Annotated in this window: 20 protein-coding genes; 5 read left to right on the top strand and 15 right to left on the bottom strand. The window is 63.3% G+C overall.

The window, feature by feature from the left end; all coding sequences use genetic code 11:
• Positions 1-47: 47 nt before the first annotated feature.
• From NKK47_RS10670 to bglB, 7 genes are all read right to left on the bottom strand, one after another.
• Positions 48-1,136, bottom strand: a complete 1,089-nt coding sequence (locus NKK47_RS10670; RefSeq protein ID WP_352576550.1) for an ABC transporter ATP-binding protein — start codon at positions 1,134-1,136, stop codon at positions 48-50.
• Between the two features lie 7 nt (positions 1,137-1,143).
• Complete coding sequence (locus NKK47_RS10665; protein WP_352576548.1) at positions 1,144-2,196, bottom strand: carbohydrate ABC transporter permease; 1,053 nt, start codon at positions 2,194-2,196, stop codon at positions 1,144-1,146.
• Positions 2,193-3,215 (bottom strand): carbohydrate ABC transporter permease, encoded by a 1,023-nt coding sequence (locus NKK47_RS10660; RefSeq protein WP_502896943.1) that lies wholly within the window; start codon positions 3,213-3,215, stop codon positions 2,193-2,195. The genes NKK47_RS10665 and NKK47_RS10660 overlap by 4 nt, the downstream gene beginning before the upstream one ends.
• Positions 3,212-4,480 carry an ABC transporter substrate-binding protein gene (locus NKK47_RS10655; RefSeq protein ID WP_352576546.1) on the bottom strand — a complete coding sequence of 423 codons (1,269 nt, stop codon included), beginning with the start codon at positions 4,478-4,480 and terminating at the stop codon, positions 3,212-3,214. Before NKK47_RS10655 ends, NKK47_RS10660 begins: the two co-directional genes overlap by 4 nt.
• A gap of 89 nt (positions 4,481-4,569) precedes the next feature.
• On the bottom strand, positions 4,570-7,089 hold the full coding sequence (locus NKK47_RS10650) for a hypothetical protein (protein ID WP_502904985.1): 2,520 nt from the start codon (positions 7,087-7,089) through the stop codon (positions 4,570-4,572).
• Complete coding sequence (gene kduI / locus NKK47_RS10645; protein ID WP_352576544.1) at positions 7,086-7,919, bottom strand: 5-dehydro-4-deoxy-D-glucuronate isomerase; 834 nt, start codon at positions 7,917-7,919, stop codon at positions 7,086-7,088. Before kduI ends, NKK47_RS10650 begins: the two co-directional genes overlap by 4 nt.
• On the bottom strand, positions 7,916-9,016 hold the full coding sequence (gene bglB / locus NKK47_RS10640; protein WP_352576542.1) for a beta-galactosidase BglB: 1,101 nt from the start codon (positions 9,014-9,016) through the stop codon (positions 7,916-7,918). Before bglB ends, kduI begins: the two co-directional genes overlap by 4 nt.
• A gap of 111 nt (positions 9,017-9,127) precedes the next feature.
• On the opposite strand from bglB, the gene NKK47_RS10635 reads away from it, so the two are divergent.
• On the top strand, positions 9,128-10,195 hold the full coding sequence (locus tag NKK47_RS10635; protein WP_352576540.1) for a LacI family DNA-binding transcriptional regulator: 1,068 nt from the start codon (positions 9,128-9,130) through the stop codon (positions 10,193-10,195).
• Here NKK47_RS10635 and NKK47_RS10630 read toward each other — a convergent pair.
• Positions 10,180-10,662 carry a flavin reductase family protein gene (locus tag NKK47_RS10630; RefSeq protein ID WP_023674185.1) on the bottom strand — a complete coding sequence of 161 codons (483 nt, stop codon included), beginning with the start codon at positions 10,660-10,662 and terminating at the stop codon, positions 10,180-10,182. The genes NKK47_RS10635 and NKK47_RS10630 overlap by 16 nt on opposite strands.
• On the bottom strand, positions 10,662-11,819 hold the full coding sequence (locus NKK47_RS10625; RefSeq protein WP_352576538.1) for an LLM class flavin-dependent oxidoreductase: 1,158 nt from the start codon (positions 11,817-11,819) through the stop codon (positions 10,662-10,664). The genes NKK47_RS10630 and NKK47_RS10625 overlap by 1 nt, the downstream gene beginning before the upstream one ends.
• A gap of 226 nt (positions 11,820-12,045) precedes the next feature.
• Here NKK47_RS10625 and NKK47_RS10620 point away from each other — a divergent pair, with 226 nt between their 5' ends.
• Positions 12,046-12,702 carry a GntR family transcriptional regulator gene (locus tag NKK47_RS10620; RefSeq protein ID WP_352576536.1) on the top strand — a complete coding sequence of 219 codons (657 nt, stop codon included), beginning with the start codon at positions 12,046-12,048 and terminating at the stop codon, positions 12,700-12,702.
• A 60-nt stretch (positions 12,703-12,762) separates the two neighbouring features.
• On the top strand, positions 12,763-13,836 hold the full coding sequence (locus tag NKK47_RS10615) for a Gfo/Idh/MocA family protein (protein ID WP_502904988.1): 1,074 nt from the start codon (positions 12,763-12,765) through the stop codon (positions 13,834-13,836).
• Between the two features lie 30 nt (positions 13,837-13,866).
• Here NKK47_RS10615 and NKK47_RS10610 read toward each other — a convergent pair whose 3' ends face one another.
• The 6 genes from NKK47_RS10610 to NKK47_RS10585 form a co-directional block, all read right to left on the bottom strand.
• On the bottom strand, positions 13,867-14,925 hold the full coding sequence (locus NKK47_RS10610; RefSeq protein WP_352576532.1) for an ABC transporter ATP-binding protein: 1,059 nt from the start codon (positions 14,923-14,925) through the stop codon (positions 13,867-13,869).
• 39 nt (positions 14,926-14,964) lie between these two features.
• A complete protein-coding gene (locus NKK47_RS10605; protein ID WP_023674179.1) occupies positions 14,965-15,786 on the bottom strand; it encodes a carbohydrate ABC transporter permease in 822 nt (273 codons plus the stop codon).
• Entirely contained in the window at positions 15,787-16,689 is a 903-nt protein-coding gene (locus NKK47_RS10600) for a carbohydrate ABC transporter permease (protein WP_352476784.1), read from the bottom strand.
• A gap of 35 nt (positions 16,690-16,724) precedes the next feature.
• A complete protein-coding gene (locus NKK47_RS10595) occupies positions 16,725-18,062 on the bottom strand; it encodes an extracellular solute-binding protein (protein WP_352576530.1) in 1,338 nt (445 codons plus the stop codon).
• Positions 18,063-18,123: 61 nt separating this feature from the next.
• Entirely contained in the window at positions 18,124-18,783 is a 660-nt protein-coding gene (locus tag NKK47_RS10590) for a GntR family transcriptional regulator (protein WP_023674176.1), read from the bottom strand.
• A 39-nt stretch (positions 18,784-18,822) separates the two neighbouring features.
• A complete protein-coding gene (locus tag NKK47_RS10585; RefSeq protein WP_352576529.1) occupies positions 18,823-19,707 on the bottom strand; it encodes a dihydrodipicolinate synthase family protein in 885 nt (294 codons plus the stop codon).
• A 509-nt stretch (positions 19,708-20,216) separates the two neighbouring features.
• On the opposite strand from NKK47_RS10585, the gene NKK47_RS10580 reads away from it, so the two are divergent.
• On the top strand, positions 20,217-21,332 hold the full coding sequence (locus NKK47_RS10580) for a hypothetical protein (protein WP_352576527.1): 1,116 nt from the start codon (positions 20,217-20,219) through the stop codon (positions 21,330-21,332).
• A 304-nt stretch (positions 21,333-21,636) separates the two neighbouring features.
• The coding region (locus tag NKK47_RS10575; protein WP_352576525.1) for an adenylate/guanylate cyclase domain-containing protein at positions 21,637-23,331 on the top strand (1,695 nt) is incomplete at its 3' end.

Here is a 23,331-nt window from a genome sequence, read left to right as displayed (position 1 = left end):
TGCGCAGTTGCGACTTCATGAAAAGCAACCCGCTATTTTGCCGCCGGCTAACGCGGTGCGACACGCAGCCCGGCGGCATCGAAGAGATGCATGCGCTCCGGCGGCAGAGCGAGGTTGATCGGCGGCCCTTGCGATTCAACGCCCTGCTGCTTGAGAACGGCGATAAGTTTGCTGTCGCCGGCAATGGTGGCGTGGACAACTGTTTCCGGTCCCAACGCCTCGGCCAGCGTTACCCGCGCTTCCACCGATCCCTTGCCGCCATTCGAAAGTTGGATGTCGTGTGGCCGGATGCCAAGCGTCGCGTCGTCTCCCGGTTTCAGCGCGACCCCGTCGGCGGCGATCGAGGCCGACAGCCCGCCTGGACCGTCGACACGCACCTCGGCGCCGCTTGCCGAACGCACCTTCACCGGCAGCAGGTTCATCCGCGGCGCGCCGATGAAGCCGGCGACGAACAGGTTGGCCGGCGCGTTGTAGAGATCGAGCGGCCGGCCGACCTGTTCGATCCGCCCCGAGCGCATGACCACGATGCGGTCCGCCAGCGTCATCGCCTCGATCTGGTCATGGGTGACGTAGACCATCGTCGTTGTCAGCCGCCGGTGCAGGCCCGCCAGTTCAGCGCGCATGGTGATGCGCAGTTCGGCATCGAGGTTGGACAGCGGTTCATCGAGCAGAAAGGCGGTCGGATTGCGCACCACCGCACGGCCGATCGCCACGCGCTGCTTCTGGCCGCCCGACAATTGACCGGGCCGGCGGTCTAGATAGGGAGCAATTTCCAGCATGCGCGTCGCTTCCGTGATCCGCGCGTCGATCTCGGCCTTCGGCATACGAATGTTTTCAAGCCCGAAGGCGAGGTTCTGGCGCACGCTCATGTGCGGGTAGAGCGCGTAAGACTGGAACACCATCGCCAGACCGCGTTGCGCGGCCGAAACGTTGGTGACGTCGACCCCGTCGATCTCGACCTTGCCGTCGGTCGGCCGATCGAGCCCGGCAATCAACCGCAGCAGCGTGGACTTGCCGCAACCCGACGGGCCGACGAGGACCAGCATCTCGCCGTCACCGACGTCGAGGTTGATACCGTGCAAGATCTTCATCTTGCCGTAAGCGCGATCAATGTTGGTCAGCGTTATCCGTCCCATGACATCCTCACTTCAGCCCGGTGCCGGCAATGCCGGAAGTGATGTAACGCTGCAGGAAGACGAAGACGAGGACGACGGGGATCATCGTCACCACGGTCATCGCCAGGATGTAGTGCCACTGCACGTTTAGCTGGCCGGCATAGGTGTTGAGGCCGACCTGGAGTGTGTAGAGTTCCTTGCGCGACAGCACCACCAGCGGCCACAGAAAGTCGTTCCAGCGCCAGACGACCGAGAAGATCGCCAGCACGGCGAGCGCCGGTGCTGTAAGCGGCAATACGATGCGCCAGTAGATCTGCCATTCGGAAGCGTTGTCCATGCGCGCCGCATCGAGCAGCTCGTCGGGGATGGTCAGCATATATTGGCGCAGCAGGAAGACGCCGGTTGGCGTCGCCACGGTCGGCAAGATCACGCCCCACAGCGAATCGAGCAGTCCGACGGCGCCCACCACCGAATAGAGCGGCACCAGGATGACCGACAGCGGCACCATCAGCGTACCGACGATCACAAGCATCGTCAGATCGCGACCGCGGAACTTGTATTTCGACAAGGCGAAGGCGGCCATCGAATTGGTGAGCAGCGTGATCAGCGTTGCCATTGCCGTCACAAAAACCGAATTGCGCAGATAGCGCAGGAAGTCGAAATGGACGAAGGGCTCGGTGTAATTCTCCGTCGCGAAGCCGATTTCGCGCACCGGCTGCCGGTCGGCGATGTTGACCTTCACGATATCGTTCGGCACCTGCGGATCCACCATCTGCGCCACGATGCCGATGCGCCGCACCTCGGCCAGCACCTTGGTCGAACCATCCGGCAACTTCACCCTGTAGAGGGTCAGCGGCTTGTCGTAGCCTTCGACCCTCGCGTGTTGGCTGACATAAGGCATTATGGTCGGCGGGAACTCGGCGAGCTGTGCCGGCGTCTTGAATGACGAACCCACCAGCCAGACGGCCGGGCCGAACATGATGACAACGCCGCCGAGCAGCCACAGCCAGCTCACGATATCCGTCCAGTGCCAGCCGCGACCACCGCGCCGGCGGGTCAGGAATGTCACGACCCGGCTCATTCGCGGGCTCCTTTCCGCTCACCCCGGCGTCCGACCTGCAGCTGAACCAAGGTGAGCACGACCAGCACCAACCCCATCAGGATCGAAGCCGCCGAAGCCAGCCCCGGATTGCGCAACAGGGAGGCGAAGCCGATCTCATAGATGTACTGCGTGATATAGAGCGTCGAGGTTCCCGGCCCTCCACCCGTCAGCACATAGACCTCGTCGAAGATCTGCACGGCGCGGATCAGCGCTAGTACGATGACGACAAGCAGATTCGGCATCAGCAGCGGCAGCGTGATGCGCCAGAACACCCGCGCCGGCTTCGTGCCGTCCATCTCGGCCGCTTCGTAAAGGTCGCGCGGGATCGCCTGCAATCCGGCAAGCAAGATCAGCGTATAGAAGCCCATATGTGCCCAAACCGAAACGCTGACCGCGGCGGTGAAGGCCCAGAAACGGTCTGTCAGCCAGTTGTGCGGCTCGCCGCCCAGATCATGGACGATCAGGTTGAGCAGGCCCTGGCGCTGCAGGATCCAACGCCAGATCAGGCCGGTGACGACGGGCGACAGCAGCACCGGAAAGAAGAACACCGCGCGCCAGAAGCTGCGCCCGACGATCTCGCGGTTGAGGATCAACGCTGTCGCCATCGACACGACCGTCATCAGCGCCACCTGCACGACGACGAACAGGCCGGTATTGTGCACGGCCTTCCAGAAGAGATCCTCGTGGCAAGTGGCAGTGTCCAGGTAGTTGCCGCAATCGAGCAGGCGCTGATATTGCTCGAGCCCAACATAGGTTCGGTCCTGCAGGAAGTAGGCCGTTCCCGACGTGGCCGAATAGAAGAAGTTGATGATCATCGGCACTAGGACGAAAATGCCGAAGATCGCCATGTTTGGGGCGAGGAAGAACGCGGCCATGCCGCCGGTGCCCGTCGCTCGCTGCCAGAACTTCAGCGGCACGTTGACGATCGACGCCAGCCACACAACCGGCGCCGCGAGGGCGGCGCCAATCCATGCCTTCAGTGTCGCGGCGGCGGTCACTTCGCCTCGGCAACCTTGTCGGCGATATCCTGGTCGATCCTGCCCCAGGCATCGTCGAGGCTAAGCTCGCCGGCCATCACCTGGCTGACGCGCGTCACCAGCGCGGCGAAGTAAGCGTTGGCCCACTTCCACGGAGGCAGCGCATCGGCCGCCGGCAGGGTTTCACCCGCCGCCTTGACGAACTTGTCGAGCGCCGGACCGACGTTCTTGTCGGCCGAGACCCATTTCAGCCCGCCCTTGTCTACGACGCCCTTGTGCGCGGGCAGAAACAGCGTGCGCTCGCTGAACTCTTTTACCACGTCTTCACGGGCTAGATAATCCATGACCTTGGCGACGTCCTTGGGATTCTTCGTGTATTTGATGGCGACCAGCGCCGCGCCGCCCTTCACGCCCGAACAGCCTGCGGTACCGCAAGGCGAGCCGGTCGCCACCCAGTCGAAACTATCGCCGATCTTGGTCGATAGATTGGCGACCTGCCAGCTACCCGAATAATAAAACGGGATCTGGGCGTTGATGAAGTCGTCGGCGGCCGCGCGATAGGTCGACCCTGCCGCCGAAACCCAGGTATCCTTCAGCATCAGGCCCTTGGCGGTCCAGTCGACGAGCCTGCCGACGAAAGCCTTGGTGCCGTCGTCCACTTTCGCCGGCATGCCATCGGGCCCGATATAGTTCGCTCCGAAGGAGACATTCGGGCCCGAAATGCGGTGACCGGAACGGTCGATGGCGAAGGCAGCCGGAAGCTGCTGGCTCTTCGCCACCTCGGCGGCGGCGTTGATCCAGTCGTCCCAGGTCGCCTTGTCACCGGGCAGCGGCACGCCGGCCTGTTCGAACAGCGTCTTGTTGGCGAAGCCGCCGGTGAGCGTGAGCTGGGTCATGAAACCCGGGATGACGTTGGAGCCGTCGGGGCGCATCCAGTCCAGCGTGTCAGCGAAATTGTCCTCCCAATATTTCGGATCGGCCACCAGTGGCCTGAGATCGAGCCAGTGCTGGGCAAGCTCCTTGATGTTTGTGACGCGGGCGATGTCCGGACCCTGGCCGGCTTCGAGCTGGATGGGCAACTGCTCCTGGATCACCTTGTAGGCGACGTTGTCGAGCGTGACGTGGATGTCGGGATTGTCCTTCATGAAGCGGTTCAGAATGTCCTGGATGACATCGCCCTCGACACCGTCCGAATACCACATGATGCGCACGTCGCCGGCAAACGCGCTGGTCGATGCGAGCAGGCTGACCGATAGCGCGGCCAGCAAAGTGCGGGTCTTATTCATGCTTCGTCTCCTCCTTTAGCGGGGCGGCGCCCCGATGGTTCAAGCCTGCTACGCCCTCCTCCTCTTGAGCGTCGCAGCCGATCTCCTCCCTACTCTCTGTGCTTCATGCGCATCGCCTCACCGCGCACGGTCCAGTTGGCCGGATCGAGTGTACGTCCCTCAGCCACGATCCTTGCGTCGGCGAGGAAATGCACCGTGCCGTATTCCGGATCCTCGACGATCAACTCGCCGTCGGTACCTGGCCGCACCGACAGGTCCCCAAAAACGGCAGTCCAGGCGTCGAGGGCCGGCCGATTGGCATTCCGGTCACCGAGGCGAACGATCCATGTCGTCCTGCGTCCCGCCGCCCGCAGCTCGTTGCCGGCGGTCGGGCCGGCCACTACCTGCGTGAGCGGCACATCCGTCGTCAGCATGACGAAGGCGTCGCCCGATTGCGCGAACGCCCGATCGCCACCCACTTGCACGGCATCGAAGGCACGTGCGGGAAACCAGGCGTGCGTGAAGTCGGGCTGTTCATCCGAGCAGGAGAAGCTGACGACGGCGAGGTCGCGGTATTGGTGAAGCCGGGGCAACGTGCCTGAGCCACCCCAATATGATGGTCTGCCATATCCCGACTGCAGCACTTCGCCGGGGTGGTTGATCCAGATCTGCGCATCCGGATTCTTGCCCAGCCGGGCGTGAATGACGGTCTCCTGATAACCCCATTGGTTCCAGCGGTAGCCAGCGGCGCTGCCCATCGCATGGTCGCGCGTCTTGTAGTGGTAGAGCCGCGCGAAGCGATCTTGTCCCTGCGCAAAAGTCCATTCCCACGCCGTATCGTCGGTGAGGGAAGCAATTGCTGCCAACCCGTCCGGAACGCTCAAATCGTGATCCCGCAGGCACAATGCCAGCTGCGGCAGCGCGTGAAAGCGCATGCCGTAGTTGCCCTTGCCCCAAAGCATGCGGCAGATGCCGGATAATTCCAGGGAACGCGCGGCGCGCAGCGTGTGCTCATAGGAGCGGCCCTGCGCCCCGGTGAGGATGCCGCGATGCGCCGAGCGGGCGACGATTTCAAGCAGGCGTATGATTGCCTTGCCGGCACGTTCGGCGATGTCCTTGTCCGGGGCCAGCGCGTAGAGCGCGCACAGGCCCTTGAGGTCGATCGGGAAATAAGGCGCCGAGTTGAACTCGGCCATCTCCCATGCCTCGAAATGGTCGAGCCAGGCGCGTACACGCGCGGCTCCAAGCGCGGACTGTTCGCGGCCAAGGCGGCCCGACCGCACGAACCGCACATCAGGCAACAGGCCCCCGGCAATATAGGCGGCGGTGTGGAAGAGCAGCGCGTGGTTCTCGGAGAAGTACCACTGCACATCATTGCCGGGCTCGTCCATCCAGTAGCGATAGCCGAGGATGGCGTTGTCGACGCGCGCGCGCAGGCTCGCTTCCAGCCGATCGCCATAGGCCTTGCGGCACCACAGCAGCGGCACTAGGATGAAGTCGGCGCAATCGTGACAATCCTCGATCGCCGGCAGCGTGCCGGAGATCATGGCGTCGGTCTCGGCGCCCTGCCGCCCGATCGCCAGGCGCGCCAGCGCGCGCACCGTATCGGCCTCGGCGTGACCGGCGACCTCGCGCAGGGCTTCATCTATACGCGCGGTAAGCGTTTCCGGCGCATCGCCCTGACGGCGCGCGTGGCATATCTCGACGCCGAAGACACGCGATACGGCATGGTCTGCGACCGTCAGCGCCACCTTGAAATGGCGAAAGTCGGCCGGCAGCTGCTCGGTATCGGCGATCGGCAGCCGCGTCTGGCCCGCCGGCAGATCGAAGGCGAAGCGCACCGGCGTCTCGATCGACATGAAATCGCCTTCGATCTCGATCTCGACTTGCGCGTCGCGCGGCAGGGCCACGCCGGTGACGAGCGCCACCTCGCCGCCGTCATAGGCGGGACGGTCGAAATGCATGTCGTCAAGGGCTGCCTCCATCGCATCGGCAACGCCGCTCTCGACTTCGATCGGCAGTGCCACCGAAGCAGCCGGACCGGACAGATAGTCGAGCTGGAAATAGTAGCGGGCGTCGCGCTCGGCGAGATCGTCGAACCACACGCGAATGTCGTTACGGCCGGCCCGCAGCGCGATCTTGAAGTGCTCGGCACTTTCCAGGTTGCGGCCGTAGGGCGCCATCCAGCCGGCTTCCTCGCCATTGGCAAAGAGTATGGCGCCGCCGCATGTGCGCAGCCGCATCATCACCTCGCCACTCGAGGCCGCCTCGATGGTGGTCTCGGCCCAGGTTCCAAGCACCGTCGGCCGAAACCAGAAGCCCGACAGGTCGATGCGCGGCGAGGCGAAGGGCAGCCAGATGCGCTCGGCGCCGAATTCGGCGCTGACCTGTGGTCGCTTGCCGCGTCGTTCCGCTGCGAACTGCGTGCGGCACGGATATTCATGGGGAATGAAATTCTTGTGCTTGGTCAGGAAGAAGAAGGGATCCATCTCGCCTTGCATAGGCTGGTCGGCCACGTCGTAGCGTTGCTCGGCGATAGACCCGAGCCGCCAATAGACGATTGGCTGCCCCGCCATGAGCGGCCGGCGCAGCGTAAAATCCGTCCGAACGCTTTGCGCGGCCTCGCTCATCGCAAATCCTTCACGGCAACTGGATCGATATCGGTGTAGGCCTGGTTCTCGCCGGTCATGCCCCAGACGAAGGCATAGGGGCCGGTGCCGGCACCCATATGGATAGACCAGGCAGGCGACAGGACGACGTCGCCGTCAGCGGCCATCAGGTGGCGCGTCTTGTCTGGCCGGCCCATCAGATGGATTACACGGTCGGCCTCGGCGAGGTCGAAATAGCAATAAGCTTCCATGCGCCGCTCATGCAGATGCGGCGGCATGGTGTTCCACACACTGCCCGGCGCGAGGTCGGTGATCCCCATCAGCAAGAGGCAGGACGGGGCCACTTCGGGATGGATGTACATACGCAGCGTGCGCCGGTTCGCACGGGCCTCCTCGCCGAGCACAAGCGGCCTGGCTTCGCTGCTGACGATGAGACGGTGCGCAATATCGGCGCCGGCCGGCACCGAGTTCATGTAGAAGCGTGCCGGCCTCTCCGGATCGTCGCTCTCCAGCGTCACCTCACGCGCTCCGCGTCCGACATAAACGATGTCGCGGTTAGCCACGTGAAAGCGCCGGCCGTCCACCGCGACCGCGCCATTGCCGCCGAGATTGGCGATGCCCATCTCGCGCGCGTCAAAGAAGAGCGGGGTGCCGACTTCGGCCCCGTTGCCGAATGCCAGCGGGTTGGCCAGCGGCACCGCGCCGCCGACGATCATGCGGTCGACATGGGTGTAGACGAATTCGATCGCGCCAGGCCGGAACAAGCCGTCGACGAGGAACTCGGCCCTCAGCCGGTCCGTGTCCATGCCGGCAATATCGCCCGGCGACGCGCCATAGAGCGTCCGCATCATGCCGCCTCCACCTTCGACTGCAGATGCCGCGCCCCTTCGGTCAGGCACAGAATGGCCAGCGCCTGCCCGTAGCCCGTCGGATGGATGGGTATATCGCGATAGAACTGCAGGTCGGCGCCCATGCGTGTGCCATAGGACACGTTCGCCACCACACCTTTGTCATCGATGTTGGCCACCACGGCTTCCAAGGCGCGGAGGCCGGCGGCACGGCACTCTGTCGAGCCGATTCCGAGCCGCGCGGCCTTCATCAACCCGTAGCCGAAGCCGGCCGTGGCGGAAATCTCCTCGTAAGACGTCGGGTCGTCGAGCAGAGTGTGCCATGCGCCCGAACCTGCCTGCACCTCGAGCAGGGCGTTGATCTGCGTGTCCAGCACGCCGAGCAGATAGGCCCGGACCGAAGGTGCAATTTCGGCGAACTCCACCAGTTCCAGGATGCCGACGGTAATCCAGGCATTGCCTCTCGCCCAACGCGCGCGGGCGAAATTGTGCCGTCCCGCGAACGTCCAGCCGTGAAACCACAGCCCTGATGCCGGGTCAGCGAGATAGCGGGCGTGGACCAGGAATTGCCTTTCTGCTTCCTCGACGAAACGACGCTGGCCGGCAGCCTGGCCGTAGGATGCGAGGAACAGCGCCACCATGAACAGCGTGTCGTCCCACAATTCGTCGTCATTGACCCGGTCCGAAACATCATGCTGGAAACCGCCTTCGGGCGTCCGCGGCAAGGCGGTGGCCACCCGCTCGGCCCATTCGCGCAGCACCGGCTCGAAGCGCGGCTGGCGCCGGCGCCGCCACAATTCGCTTAGCGCCAAAAGGGGCGCGGTGGTGTTGACGTTCATCGCAGGGAGACCGGCAGCGATGCGTCGGTCGTACCAGGCCTCGATCGTCTGCAGCAGCCGATCGTCGCCGGTCTGCGCCCACAGCCGAACCAGGCCGTAGAGCCCGACGCCTTGCGGCCATTCCCAGCTGTCGAAGCTGACATAGTCGCCCGGCGTGCCGTCGAGATTCGGCTCATGGAACCGCCCGTCATGACGCAAGCCGGTCATGCCGGCCACAAGGCTGGCAAGCACGGAATTCAGGCGTTCGGCCGATAGCGGCATCACTCCTCCCGTTTCTCCCGCTTCATCGGAACTGTTTCACAGCCATTTTTCTTGCGCAATCTGAAAATTTTTTGCATTAATCGGATGACTTTGCCAGAGGTGACGGAGCGGATGAATATCCGGGGCAAGCGCGGCCGCCCCAGCCGCCGCATTCGACTTGAAGAGATAGCGGCGCGTTGCGGCGTGTCGGTCAGCACCGCCTCCCGTGCGCTGAGCGGCGTCGGCGGCGTGAGGGACGAGCTTCGCACCAGGATCATCGAAACGGCGAAGTCGATGAACTATGCCATTCCCGCCTCGGTTGCCGGCCGCAAGGTCATCCTGGCCGCAAGCAGCGTGGCAATGGTGGACAGTGCCCGCAATCAGTTCACCTACCATGTCCTTGATGGACTCAACGAGCGCGCCCGGTTGCTGGGCGTCGAACTCGTGACCCGGCCGGTTTCGGCGCCCGAGGACGAAATCGCGCTGCTGCGTGAATCCGAGCGCGACGACAGCGTCGCCGGCTGCCTGTTTCTGACGCTGGACGATGACGATGTGCTGACGCTGACAGCCGGATTCGCCAAGCCGATCGTGCTCGTCAACGGCGACGATCCCTCGATGCGCCATTCGAGCGTGACGCCCTGCAATCGCTCTGCCGCCATGCTTGCGGCGCAGCATCTGATCGGCCTCGGCCACCGCCGCATCCTGTTCCTGATGCGGCGTGGCCGGCGCACGATCGAGCGGCGCTACGAAGGTTGGCGCGACGCGCTGATCACAGCTGGAATTGCCGGCTTCGACGACTTCGTGGTTGAGGTGCAGGACTGGCTGCCGGAACTTGCGAGCAGGGCCGTGACCGAGCGCATCGCGGCCCGTGGCCTCGATTTCACCGCCGTGCTGACGGCCGGCGACAGCTTGGCGTTTGGTGCCATCGCCGGCGTCCAGGAGGCCGGATATTCGGTGCCTGGCGATGTGTCCGTGGTCGGTATGGACGACTTGCCGCTCGCTGCCTTCTGCAACCCGCCGCTGACGGCGATGCACATTCCCATGCGCGAGATCGGATCGGCGGCGCTTAGCCTGCTGCTCGACGATATGGCCCATTCGGGGTCGCCGCCGCGTCGCGTCGAACTTGCCTGCAATCTCGTGGTGCGCCAGTCGACGGCACCAGCCCGAAGCGGCGCCGGCGGTCATCAACTGGCCTCTTGAGCGCGCGACTTGCCGCCAGCAAAGAGCAGCGGCAAACCCTCTTGCGTCTGCAGTTCAAGGACACGTCCAAGCAGGATCATATGGTCGCCAGCCGGGAAGCGGTCGGCGACGCTGCATTCGAACCGCGCCAGTGCGCGCGGCAGCAATGGCACGCCGTGCTCGCTCCACGACAGGTCAAGATCGGCAAAGTCCGTCCCCGACTTCGAAAAACGCCAGCACAGATCGATTTGATCTTCCGCCAGCACGTGAATGGCGTAGTGCGCGGAATTGGCGAAGGCTTCGAACCGGCGCGAGTGGCGGCCGATAGACCAGAGCACCAGCGGCGGATCGAGCGACACGGATGAGAAGCTGTTGGCAGTGATTGCGACCGGGCCGTCGGCCGTGCCGGTGGTGACGACCGTGACGCCGGTGGCGAAGCGCCCGAAGGCATTGCGCAAAAGGCGTGGATCGCACACGACATGCTCCATCAGCGGCGCTCCCCCGTTCCCAATGGTGTCGCCGGGGTCCGTTCCGGCACACGGCCATAGGCGTGCGGGAGCGAGCATGTCTTGAGCTGAGGCAACACCTTGGTGCCGAAATGACGCGCCTCGTCGAGATGCGGGTAGCCGGAAAAGATGAAAGCGCGGATCCCCATCTTCATATACGCTTCGATTTCCGACAGAACCTGATCGGTCGAGCCCACCAGCGCCGCGCCGCAACCAGAGCGCGCCCGCCCGACGCCGGTCCACAGATGCGGCTCGACATAGCCTTCGGCATCGGCGATCTGGCGGTTCCTGGCCTGGTGCGATACGCCGAGCGATCGGGCGTCGAGCGCGCGCTCGCGGATCGCCCTGCCTTGCTCGTCGTCCAGCCTCGAAACCAGCTCCCGGGCATATTCCTTTGCCTCGGCCTCGGTATCGCGCACGATCATGTGGACGCGCAGGCCGTAGTCGAGCGTCCGCCCATGGCGCTCGGCGCGTTCGTGGACGGCCTTCATGCGGCCGGCAAGTTCCTCCCTGGTTTCCGGCCACATCAGGTAGACGTCGCACTGTTCGGCGCAAAGCTCGAGCGCGTCGGGCGAATAACCGCCGAAATAGAGCAGCGGGCCGCCATTTTGCTGATAGGGCTTCGCTGGCGCCGTCGAGAGTCCTTTATAGCGATAGACCTCGCCCTCGAAATCGATGCTGTCCCTGGTCCAGGCTTGGCGCAGGATCTGCACAACCTCGCGCGAACGCTGATAACGGTAGGCGCTGTCGGCTGTCTCGCCCGGAAAGTCCGACGAAATGATGTTCACCGTCAGCCGGCCTTCCAGCATGTGATCCAGCGTCGCGATCGTGCGCGCCAGCATGATCGGCTGCATCTCGCCGCAGCGCACAGCGGCGAGCAGATTGATCTTCGAGGTGATCGGCGCGCAGCCGGCTACGAAGCTCAGCGTGTCCTGGCCGACCTGATAGGACGACGGACACAGGATGTTGCGGAAACCTAGTTCCTCGGACATCTTCACGATCTCGGAGCAATGCGCCCAGCTCGAGCGCAACGCGCCGTCCGGCACACCGAGATAGCGATGGTCGTCCGAGCAGAGTGCGGCGAACCACGAGACTTCGGCTGCATCGAGATCCGGCGAGGTGATTGGGACGATGCTCATTGCCACTCTTCAAAAAAGAAGCCCGGGCCATTCTTCAAAGAGGTCCGGAGCTGCGAATAGGGCTTGCGTAGCATTCGTTTTGGTGTAGATCAATACTGTATCAATTTGAGCCAAACCCGAAACCGGGATGCGATTGGAACGCGGGATGCATTTGACAAGGGCTGACCCCGGCCACCGATCCAGCCAGATGCGTGGGCCCTTGCCTGTGCACTTGCAGACCAGCGAAATGCTGATCCGCGAAATCGCGGCCGGACGGCTGGCCGACGGGGCGCGGCTGCCGCCCGAGCGCGAGATGGCCGCGAGCCTCGGGATTGCCGTCGGCACGCTCAGGAGGGCGCTGGCAGATTTGACCGAAAAGGGCCTTCTCGACCGCATCCAGGGCTCGGGTAACTATGTGCGGGCGCGCGGCGACTTGCTCGGGGTCTATGCCTTTTTTCGCCTTGAGCGCATCGGCGGTGGCGGCCTGCCGAGCGCCGACGTGCTGTCCGTCGAGCGGCTGCGCAAGCCCGCCGACCTGCCGCAATTCGGCAGCTCCGGCGAAGCCCACCGTATACGCCGGCTGCGGCGGCTCGACGGCGAGCCGGCCGCGGTCGAGGAGATCTGGCTGGACGTCAGCCGCGCCGAGCGGCTCAAGCGCGAGGATTTGTCGGAATCCCTCTATCTCCACTACCGGCTCGCGCTCGGCTTTTCGATCGTTCGCGCCGAAGACCACGTCGCCGTCGCGCCTGCGCCGGACTGGGTCCCGCTCGAGTTCAGGCCACCGCCGGGGACGGTCGTGGGGTTCATAGAACGTATCGCCTGGGCTGGCGACGGCGCCAGCGCGGAATATTCCCGCAGCTGGTTCGATCCGGGCGCGGCGCGGTACGTCACGCGTTTCAGATAGGCCGGAGGAAGATCCAGCGTGACCAGATCATCGATTGGCTACGGCATCATCGGCTGCGGCATGATGGGCCGCGAGCATATCCGCAACATCGCTCTGTTGCCCGATGCGCATGTGGCCGCGATCGTCGAGCCGGACCCCGGCATGTTGGCGGCGTCGCTGGCGACGGCGTCGGGCGCGCGATCGGCGGCATCGATCGCCGAACTGCTGACCATGGATGAGGTGGACTGCGTCTTGATTGCCAGCCCCAACCACCAGCACCTCGGTCAGATGGAGCAGATCGCCGCACTTCGACCACTGCCGGTACTGGTGGAAAAGCCGCTCTTCACCGAGGGCGCCGACGAGGGGCGGATCGCGGCGTTGAAAGCTCGGCTTCCGCTCGTCTGGGTGGCCATGGAATATCGCTATATGCCCCCCGTCGCCGTATTCGTCGAGCAGGCGCGCCACGCCACCGGCGGCATCCGCATGCTGACGATCCGCGAGCACCGCTTCCCGTTTCTGGCCAAGGTCGGCGACTGGAACCGCTTCAACCGCAACACCGGCGGCACGTTCGTCGAGAAGTGCTGCCACTTCTTCGACCTGATGCGGCTGATCCTCGGATCGGACCCCGTCCGCGTGATGGCGAGCGCTGGACAGGCCGTAAACCATCTCGACGAACGCTATGGCGGTGAGAGGCCGGATATCCTTGACCATGGCTATGTGCTGGTTGATTTCGCGAGCGGCGCGCGCGCCATGCTGGAACTCTGCATGTTTGCCGAGGGCAGCCGCTACCAGGAGGAACTCTGCGCTGTCGGCGGCGACGGAAAGATCGAGTGTCTGGTGCCCGGACCAGGCCGTTTCTGGCCGACCCACCTTGGCCCTGCGCCAGTGCCCCAGTTGATCGTTAGTCCGCGCAATCCGCCTGGACCACGACTGCTGGAGATTCCCGTCGACCCCCGGCTGCTCGAGGCAGGCGACCATAACGGTTCGACCTATTTCGAGCACGCCCGCTTCACCGCTGCGGTGCGCGGACAGAGCAAGGTTGAAGTGACCTTGCAAGACGGCTGGTGGGCCGTCGTCATGGGTCTCGCCGCCCAGAGATCGGCCCGCGAAGGCCGCGCCATCGAACTCGCCGGTGAATTCGCCTTGCCGACCTAAGGCCGACCACGCATTCAGCGGACCACCGAGTCAGATGCGCCGACCAGTTTCGGCGTCGAACAGATGCGCACAGGCGCGGTCGATTTCGATCCGCACTCCTTCGCCTTGCTTGAGCACAAGCCTTTCTCGGAACAGGCAGGAAATTTCTTCACCGGAGCAGTCGACCCTGGCGAAGATTTCCGAGCCTGTCGCCTCGAGAAGTGTGATCGTGCCCGGCACGCCTTGCCCCGTCGCCCGGATATGTTCCGGGCGAATGCCGTAGACGAGTTCGCGTCCTGCGGCATCCGCCGGCTGGGCGCCTTCCGGCAACGGCAGGATCAACCCGCCGGCGCTGCGGAACACGCCCTCCTCGATGCGGCCGGCAATGAAGTTCATGGCGGGCGAGCCGATGAAACCGGCAACGAAGAGGTTGGCCGGATGGTCGTAGAGGTCCAGCGGCGCGCCGATCTGCTCGACCAGGCCGTCATGCAGCACGACGATCTTGTCGGCCATGGTCATGGCCTCGATCTGGTCGTGCGTGACATAGATCGTCGTGGTACCCAGCCGCTGGTGCAGGGCCTTGATCTCGCCGCGCATCTGGACGCGCAATTTGGCATCGAGGTTGGAGAGCGGCTCGTCGAACAGGAAGACCTGTGGGTCGCGTACGATCGCGCGGCCCATGGCGACGCGCTGGCGCTGGCCGCCAGAAAGCTGGCGCGGATAGCGGTCAAGCAACTTTTCCAGGCCAAGAATGCCGGCTGCCTTCCGGACCCGGCCAGCGGTGTCGGCCGGATCGGCTCTCTTGATCTTGAGGGCAAAGCCCATATTGTCGGCAACAGTCATATGCGGATAGAGCGCATAATTCTGGAACACCATGGCGATGTTCCGGTCCCGCGCGCGCAGATTGTTGACCATACGTTCGCCAATGGCGATCTTTCCGCCGGAGATCGTTTCAAGGCCCGCAATCATGCGCAGCAGCGTCGATTTTCCGCATCCCGACGGGCCGACCAGGATGACGAATTCGCCGTCGGCGATGTCGACGCTGACGTCGTGAATGATCTTGGTGGCCCCGAAGGCCTTCTGCACGTTGTTGATCGTTACCGATGCCATTGGATCTTTCCTGGAAAAGAGTGATGTCCGGGCGCGCCCTCAGCCGCCCTTGACGGCGCCGGCGGTCAGCCCCGCGACGATCTGCCTTTGCGCGAACATGGTCAGGATCAGCACCGGCAACGTCACCACCAGCGCCGCCGCGGCGAGCGGCCCCCAGCTCACCTGCTCGTAGGACAGCATGTTGTAGACGGCGACCGGCAGTGTGCGCGTCTCACGGCTGGCAAGCACCACGCCGAAGACGAAATTGTTCCACGAGAAGATCACGGACAGGATGAAGGCGACGACGATGCCCGGCTTGGCGATGGGCAGGGCAACCAGCCGGAAAACCTGCCAGGAGCTGGCGCCGTCGATGTTGGCCGCCTCTTCCAGTTCCATCGGCGTGGTCTCGAAATAGCCGATCATCACCCACACCACGATCGGCACCGTCACCACCAGATGGATGATGATCTGCGGCCACAGCGTGCCGAGTATCCCGATCCATTGGAACAGCAGAAACAGCGGGATGAGATAGGATAGCCCAGGCGTCATGCGGGCGATCATGATGACGACCGCCGATCGTTCAGCCTTGAGCCGTGCGATGCCATAGCCGGCCGGTACGCCGATCAGCAGCGCCAGCAAGGTCGCCGTGCCGGTCACCAGAACCGAATTCCAGAGATAGAGCAGGAAATTGTTCTCCTCGAACACCTTTACATAGTTCGACCAGGCGAAGCGTTCGGGGATCAGGATCGGCGGATAGGCACCGTTGTCGATCTCGAATTTCAGCGACAGCGAGATCATCCAGAGGAAGAACAGGATCGCCGGCGAGACGAAAACCAGGGCAGCGAAAAACAGACCGATCTGGTTGAGCAGCCGTGAACTCATCTATTTGCCCTCCGTATCGATCCACTGCGAGCGTTGGCGCAGCATCAGCAGGACAAACGACAGGGCCACGATGACAACGAAGAACACCACGGCCATGGCCGAGCCGTAGCCGATATCGTAGTAGGAGAAGGCGGTGTTGTAGAGATAGATGTTGATGGTCTCCGACGCCGTTCCCGGCCCGCCCTGGGTCATCGCGTAGATGATGTCGAAGCTCTTCAGCGCATCGATGGTGCGGATGATGACCGCGATCATCAGGAACGGCGCGATCATCGGCAGAGTGAGATAGCGGAATTGCTGCCAGGCATTGGCGCCGTCGATCTCGGCGCTTTCGAACGGCTCGCGCGGCACCGAGGCCAGCCCGCCAAGCACGATCAGCATGACCAGCGGCGTCCACTGCCAGGTCTCGACCGCAACAAGCGACGGGATGACCGTGTTGGCGTTGAATATCCATTCCTGAGCCGGGATGCCGACCAGCGACAGCAGGTAGTTGAGTACGCCAAGCTGAGGATGGAACATCATTGTCCAAACCAGTGCGACGGCAACGGGTGTCGCCATCATCGGCATGACGAAGACGCCGCGCAGCAAGCCGCGCAGCGGAAACCTGGCATCGAAGATCAGGGCGGCCAAAGTGCCCAGCAGCATCGGCGCTGCAACCGAGAGGAAGGTGTAGGTCAACGTATGAACAAGGGATTCCCAGAAACGTGGGTCGCTGGCCAGGCGGAGATAGTTTTCCATCCCGGCAAAGCTCCGCGACTGGCCGAGCGTCCAGCGATTGACGCTCATCCACAGGGTGAAAGCCCAGGGGAAAACGATGACGGCGCCGACGACGACGAGTGCGGGGACAACGAAAGGCCAGTAGTTGGGAGCCAGCCGGATCGTCTGGCTCCCGTCGATAACCGGCATCGTCACCCCGGTCTGTTCTGGGGTGGTGGCCGACATCAGCCCTGCTCGCTCCTGTCGAGAACCGGCTGGAACTGTTCGGTGGCCTTCTTCAGCTCCGCGGCGGGATCGGCGCCGGCAATCATGTTGGTCAGCGCCACGCCATAGATGTCGCGGAATTCCGTGACCGGGATGATGACCGGCAGTGCCAGCCGACTGATATTGCCCGAGCCGACCACGGCATCAAGCCAGCTTGCCGGCATGGTGACGCCTTCGCGCACCTTGGGATCCTCCAGCACGGATTTGCGGAACGGAACGCCGGCGCCGGCCTGCAACAGCCGTGCACCCATGGTTGGCGATACCGCCCACTGGCAGAACAGATAGGCAGCCTCCTTCTTCTCGCTGGCGGCGGTAACGCCAATCCCGTCGCCGAAGGTGCCCGAGGCATGCGCCTTGGGACCCTTGGGCATCACGCCGTAGCCGACCTTGCCGACCACCCTCGATTTTTCCGGATTTTCCATCGGCGGGGCAAAACCCACGCCGTCGAGCCACATGCCGATCTTGCCCTGCAGGAAGGCCGACTGTGCTTCGGCCCAGTTGAACCCGGTAACGCCCGGAGGGGCGGACTTGGTCATCAATCTTTGATAGAGCGCGGCAGCCTCGATCGCCTCGGGAGCCTCGGTGCGCAGCTTGCCCTTGTCATCTAGCGGCGTCATGTCGTAGCCGAGCATCAGCGACGTCCACACCGGCGTGTTTGCGTTCTTGAGCCCGCGGGCGACGAAGCCGTATGTATTGGTCGAGGGGTCGGTCAGCGCTTCGGCGGCTGCCACCAGTTGCTCGAAGGTCTCTGGGTATTTGAGGCCCTTGGCCTCGAACAACTCCTTGTTCCAATACAGGATCCAGTAGTCCACCGAGAACGGTAGCGAACGCAGCAAGCCCTGGCCGTCCTTGGCAAACAGCATGCCGGCTTCGGCGAAGTCGCTTTCGACCAGCGCCGGGTCGGTGAGCGACGGATCGGCGAGATAGCTGGCGATGTCGGCCAGCCAGCCACCCTTCTCGAACTGGCGCTTCTGCACGTGGTAGCTCAGATGCACGACGTCGAAGCTCGGCTTGCCCGAGCTCAACTCGATCACCGTCTTCTGGCGCTGCTGCTGCTCGGGCGTTGCCTCGGCATTGACCTTGATGCCGGTCAGTTCCTCGAACTCGGCGAGATATTTCAGGATGGTGTCGCTGCGCGGGCTTTTCACCAGATTGACGTCAAGAGTCGTCCCGGCAAAGCGTTTCCAGTCAACGCCTGCGGCAAAGCCGGGGCGAAGCCCCACAAGGCCGGCAGCGGTTAGCGCCGCGGTTCCGGCAAGGAGTTGCCTCCTGGTTGGGTTGAACAGATTGGACGACATTTCTTCCTCCCGGTTGCTGTCGTTGTGGATGCGCCGCGAACCGCGGCGCGGCTATATTTCCTCAGATCTGGAGCGCCAGCCGGCGCGCATTGTCGATATGCAGACTGATCGCTTCAACCGCCTTTTGCGGATTGCGGCTCTCCATGGCTTCGATGACCGCCAAATGTTCGCGCATCACCGGCACCACACGACCGTCGATGCGGAAACGCTCCTGGTGGATCAGCCGGATTTTCACCGAGTTGACCAGATAGGCCTTGGCGATAATCTCGTTGCCGAGCGCATTGATGAAGGTGTCGTGCATCGCCCAGTCGATGTTCTGGGCCTTGGCTTCCATTTCCGGCGTCGGCGCCTGCCCGAGAGCTTGAGCCAGCATCTCTTCATGTTCGCGCCGCATGCGGGCAAGTTCGGCATCAGAAGCGCTGGTCGTGAATAGCGCCACTGCCTCGCGTTCCATGAACAACCGAAACTGAAACGCCTCGCGGATCAGATTGATATCGATATGCGCGATCTGCATGCCGCGCTGCGGGATGGTGGTCAGCAGTCCCTCGGCCTCGAGACGCGGGACGATCTCGCGAATGGCACCCAGCGGCAGCCCGGTGAAAGCGACCAGTTCGCGCTGTGACACGAACTGCCCCGGCCGCAGATCGCGGGCCAGCAAATGCCGCGTGAAGCTGGCATAGGCCTTCTCCCGGAGAGTGATCGGTTCGCTGCCGTCTTCCACTTCAGCTCGCTTCCTTGTCGGTCGGCCCGGCCTTGTCGGTCAGGCCGCCTCTGTCGCAAACAGCCTGTCGTAGGCAGCGGCAAGCTGCCGCTGTCCCTGCGGATCGATCGCCTCTAGGGGCGGGCGGACCGCCAGCCAGCGCTCGTCGCCGGTCTTGCGCGCGACCATGACCTTCACCGCCGGCGTGACCGGGTATTTGAGCAATTCGGGCACGAAGTCTTCGACGCGTGGGTCGTCGCCCCCGTTTTCGACCATTGCCCGGATTTCGCCGGTAACAAAATTAGCCATGCCGGAAATCGCGCCCTGTCCGCCGCGGCGCACGCTTCTCGCCAGATGCCGTTCGTCGCCGATGAGGATCACCAGATCGCCGTGCGCCTCAAGCAGCGCCTCACTGTAGCTCCAGTCCCCGCCGGAATCCTTCACCCCGGCCACCACAGCGGGAAAAGCGGCGCGCAGCCGGCCGATCAGCCCAAGCGGGAGCGGCACCATGGTGACTGAGGGGATGTTATAGAGCAGCACGTCGCGCGCCAGCGGACCGAGTGCGGCGAAGACGGCGGAAAACCATCCGAACAGCCCGTCCTCGCCGACATTCTTGAAGTAGCTCGGCGGAGCGAGCAGAATGTTGCGAACGCCGCGCTGCAAAGCGTGCCGGGCCTGATCGGCGGCATCCTCGGCTGCATCGACCAGCACTCCGGCGACGAGCTGATGTGGCGGAATACCGGCAGCCAGCATGGCCTCGGTGACGATCCGTCGCTCGTCGGTGCCGACCGAGGCTCCTTCGCCGGTGGTGCCGAACAGCGTCGCGCTGCTGCAGCCGGCGCCAAGGCAGCCTCGGGCATGCGCGATCATCGGCGCGAGCGCTATCTGCCCCGACGGGTCGAAGGGTGTGGTCAGGGCAACCGAAAGACCAAAGCGGGAAGCCAATGCGATCTCCGTTGAAATCAATGTGGACGTAGCGTTAGCACACTAACATGTCAGATGTAAATGGGTGATCTTGCCAACCGGTCACTGCCGAACGGCGCCGGCGAGGGCCGATCACATCCGATGACACATGCTGCTGCCCCCGAGCGTTCTTGCTAGATCGGCCGGAAACTTTGGGGTAGCCGCTATGGTTCGCCGTGGAATGCGTAATAAATCCACGTTCGCTGAGCGCGCCGGACAAACCCGGTTCGCTACCATTCAAAGCAACGACTTTAATATCGGTTTACCTGAATCTGCTAGCAGCAATGACGCCGGTTTTTCGTCGGTCAAGCAAAGGGTTCCACCTTGCCGCAGCAATTCAGCACTCCGTTCGGTCACCGGGGCGATCGCAACTGGCCGAGGTTGCACGGCTTCATGGGCGTCGAGTTGGAACGCGCGCCCGATGTTCTCGTGCCTCGCGTCGCCTTGGCCCGGAAGCTCGGTGGATGGGACTTTGGTGGCGGGAGCCGGGCTTGAGCGTCATTCGCGCCTTGCAAGGCGCCGACCTCCCGGCAGTTGCGAACATGTTTCAGCGCGTGCTGTTGAAGGAGAGAACCGAAGCGCCGGCCTCTCTCGTGGAATACATGAAACGGTTTTATCTGGATGCGCCCGGTTGCGCAGACAACCTCCGGTCGCTTGTCCATGTCAACGACGCCGGTCGCGTCTCCGGATTTGTCGGCGTCCACGTCCTGCCGATGACGTTCAACGGCCGACAACTACGCGCGGCCATCTGTAGCTCGCTCATGGTCGAGGACCATGAGCACGACCCGCTGGCCGGCGCCCGCTTGCTGAAAGCTTACCTGGATGGTCCGCAGGACATCTCCTTCAGCGAGACGGCCAACGATATTTCCGTGAAATTGTGGACCCGGCTGCGCGGCGTGGTCCTGCCGCAATACAGCCTTGACTGGGTCCGCGTGATGCGCCCCGCGGCCTTCATGCTCAGCCTTTCCGCCAATCGCATGGCGCTTGCGCGAATGCTCAATCCGCTGGCGCGTACAGTCGACCGATTTTACTGCAGAAGGATGACGTCCAGCGAACGACGTTGGTCGGGTGTGGCGGTGGACGGGGCAGGCCACGGAGCATTTCGTACATCCGAAATCGACAGCCACGCATTTGCCAAGCTCATCGAACCGTTTACCGCTCAATTCGCCCTGCGCCCGGAATGGACGGAAGACCAACTCGACCACATCCTGACCGATGCCGCACAAAAGCCGGATCTGGGCGAGCTTGTGTACGTTTGCGTGACATCGCCAGTCGGCACCAATGTCGGCGCTTTCGCCTACTACGCACGGAAGTATCAAATTGGTCGCGTGCTGCAGATCTTCGCCCTCCCCGGCCAGGCGGGCGCGGTGATTGACTGCCTTATCGATCACGCCGCGGCGCGCGGCGTCAGCGGCCTGCGCGGACGCATTCAACCTGCACTTCTGGAGGCGATGCTTGGACGACGCATTGCTTTCCTGACCGTTGCCTCAACGGTGGTACATTCACGTGATCCAGAGCTTTTGGACGCGATGAAGAACTCGCAAGTCTTTCTGAATGGGCTTGCGGGCGAGCAGTGGAGCCGGCTGATCGGTAGCCGTTTCAGCTGAGGCGGGATGCTTTCAAGTTGAACCGAGCATCCCGTTCTATCTATTTATTTTAGGCGCGTTTCCACTTGGCTGCAAAATGCTTGGGTCAAAACCCAATCACTCTGAACGACCGAGTTCGACCCTTTGCCGTCATCCAGTTGGGAGCGTCGCATGACGCGATCTGACCCTTGTCCGACATTCGGGCTCTCATGCAGCAAGGTACACAGACCCGAAAAGCTGTCTTTCAGGGGCGGCGGCAATGGCATCAACCTGCGACCTGCTGTAAGCTTGGAAAACGGGTAACAATCCGCGAAGGATTGGGGGGATGGAACGTCATCTCGCAGCCGTCCTGATTGCCGATGTCGTCGGGTATGGCCGCTTGAGCCAGATCGACGACGAGGGTACGCGTGCGCTTTTCCGAACCGACCTGAACGAAGTATTCGAGCCAAGGATCGCTGCGCACCATGGTCGACTAGTGAAAACCATGGGAGATGGGATGCTGGTCGAGTTCCACAGTGTGGTCGACGCCCTACGCTGCGCGGTCGAAATCCAGCAACAGAAGGCGGAGGTGAACGTTCTCACGCAGCCAGAACGGCGGCTTGATTTCCGCATCGGCATCAATCTGGGCGATGTTATCGTTGAGGGTGACGACATCCACGGCGATGCGGTGAACATCGCCGATCGGCTGCAAGGGCTGGCGGAACCTGGAGGAATCGCGATTTCCGCCACCGCCTGCGACCATGTGAGGGGAAAGGTGCCGATCGGCTTTGCCTCACTCGGCGAGCAGAAAATGAAAAGTATCGCCGAACCGGTTCGCGTGTACCGTGTCTTGATCGACCCCGCTACTGCGGGCAAGATCGTCGGTGCCAAACCAGGCCTTTCTGCCGGCGACGACAGTAAGCCGCCGGTAATTGCGGTTTTGCCGTTCGAAAACCTGAGCGCCGACGACGGCTGGACGCGGCTGGCAGACGGCCTGTCGGCCGACATGATCGGCGACCTAGCGCGCTATCCCGACCTTGCGGTCATTTCGCGCCAGACCATGCAGTCCTATCGGGGACGGGCGAGCGACACACGCTCGGTTGGACGGGAATTGAACGCCGATTACCTGCTGGAAGGCACCCTCCAGGCAATCGGACAGCGTGTCCGCGTCGCGGTGCAGCTGGTCGACACCCGGACCGGAGCCAACCTTTGGTCGGCGCGGTTCGACGAGTCGACCGATGATTTTTTTCTCATGCAGAACAGCATCACACAGAACGTCATCAATGCCCTGGCAGGCACTTTCGGCAAGCTCGCCAATCTCGGGCGTGAGGTGGCTCGGCGGAAGCCTCCCTCGAGCCTGGGTGCTTACGACTGCTATCTACTCGGGGTGGAACTGCACGACAGATTCACGACCGACGCGAGGGCAGAAGCCATACGCATGCTGTCCCGCGCCGTGGAACTCGACCCCGGCTTCGCGCGGGCCTGGATGACGTTGGGATTGGCACATGCGGTCGATGCCTTCAATGCCTTCACGCCAGATTCAGCCGCTTCGGTCGAGCGCTGGCGAGAATGCGTGGAAAAGGCTCTGGCGCTCGACCCTACCGATCCGATGACGCGCCTTTACATGGGCGCTCTCCGCGCCATTGACGGCGATGTCAGCGGGGCCGCAGAGGAATACGACCGGGCGCTGGCCCTGGCACCCAACGACGCCGATGTGCTGTCGATGCTTGCCTCAAGCCGAGCTCTCGTGTGTGGAAATCCGGAAGAAGGCTGTGCTCTTGCCGAACGGGCGCTTCGCCTCAATCCGCAGGCTCCGAGTTGGTACTACGCGCAGCTCGCCCGGGCGCGGTTCGTCGCCGGTCGCTATGCCGACAGTCTGTCGTCGCTGTGCCAAAGTCCGCCGGATATTCCCGTCACTCTGATGTTCCGTGCCCTGTGTCACGCGCTGCTCGAAGAGCCGGCGCAGGCGCAGTCGATCGCCAGGCGGATTGCCGTCGAGTTTCCAAGGTTCACCGTCGAGAACTTCATCCGAACCTATCCC

Source organism: Mesorhizobium sp. M0019 (assembly GCF_040323975.1).
In the GTDB taxonomy this organism is placed as follows: Bacteria; Pseudomonadota; Alphaproteobacteria; order Rhizobiales; family Rhizobiaceae; genus Mesorhizobium.
This window is presented reverse-complemented; position numbering and strand designations above follow the sequence as displayed.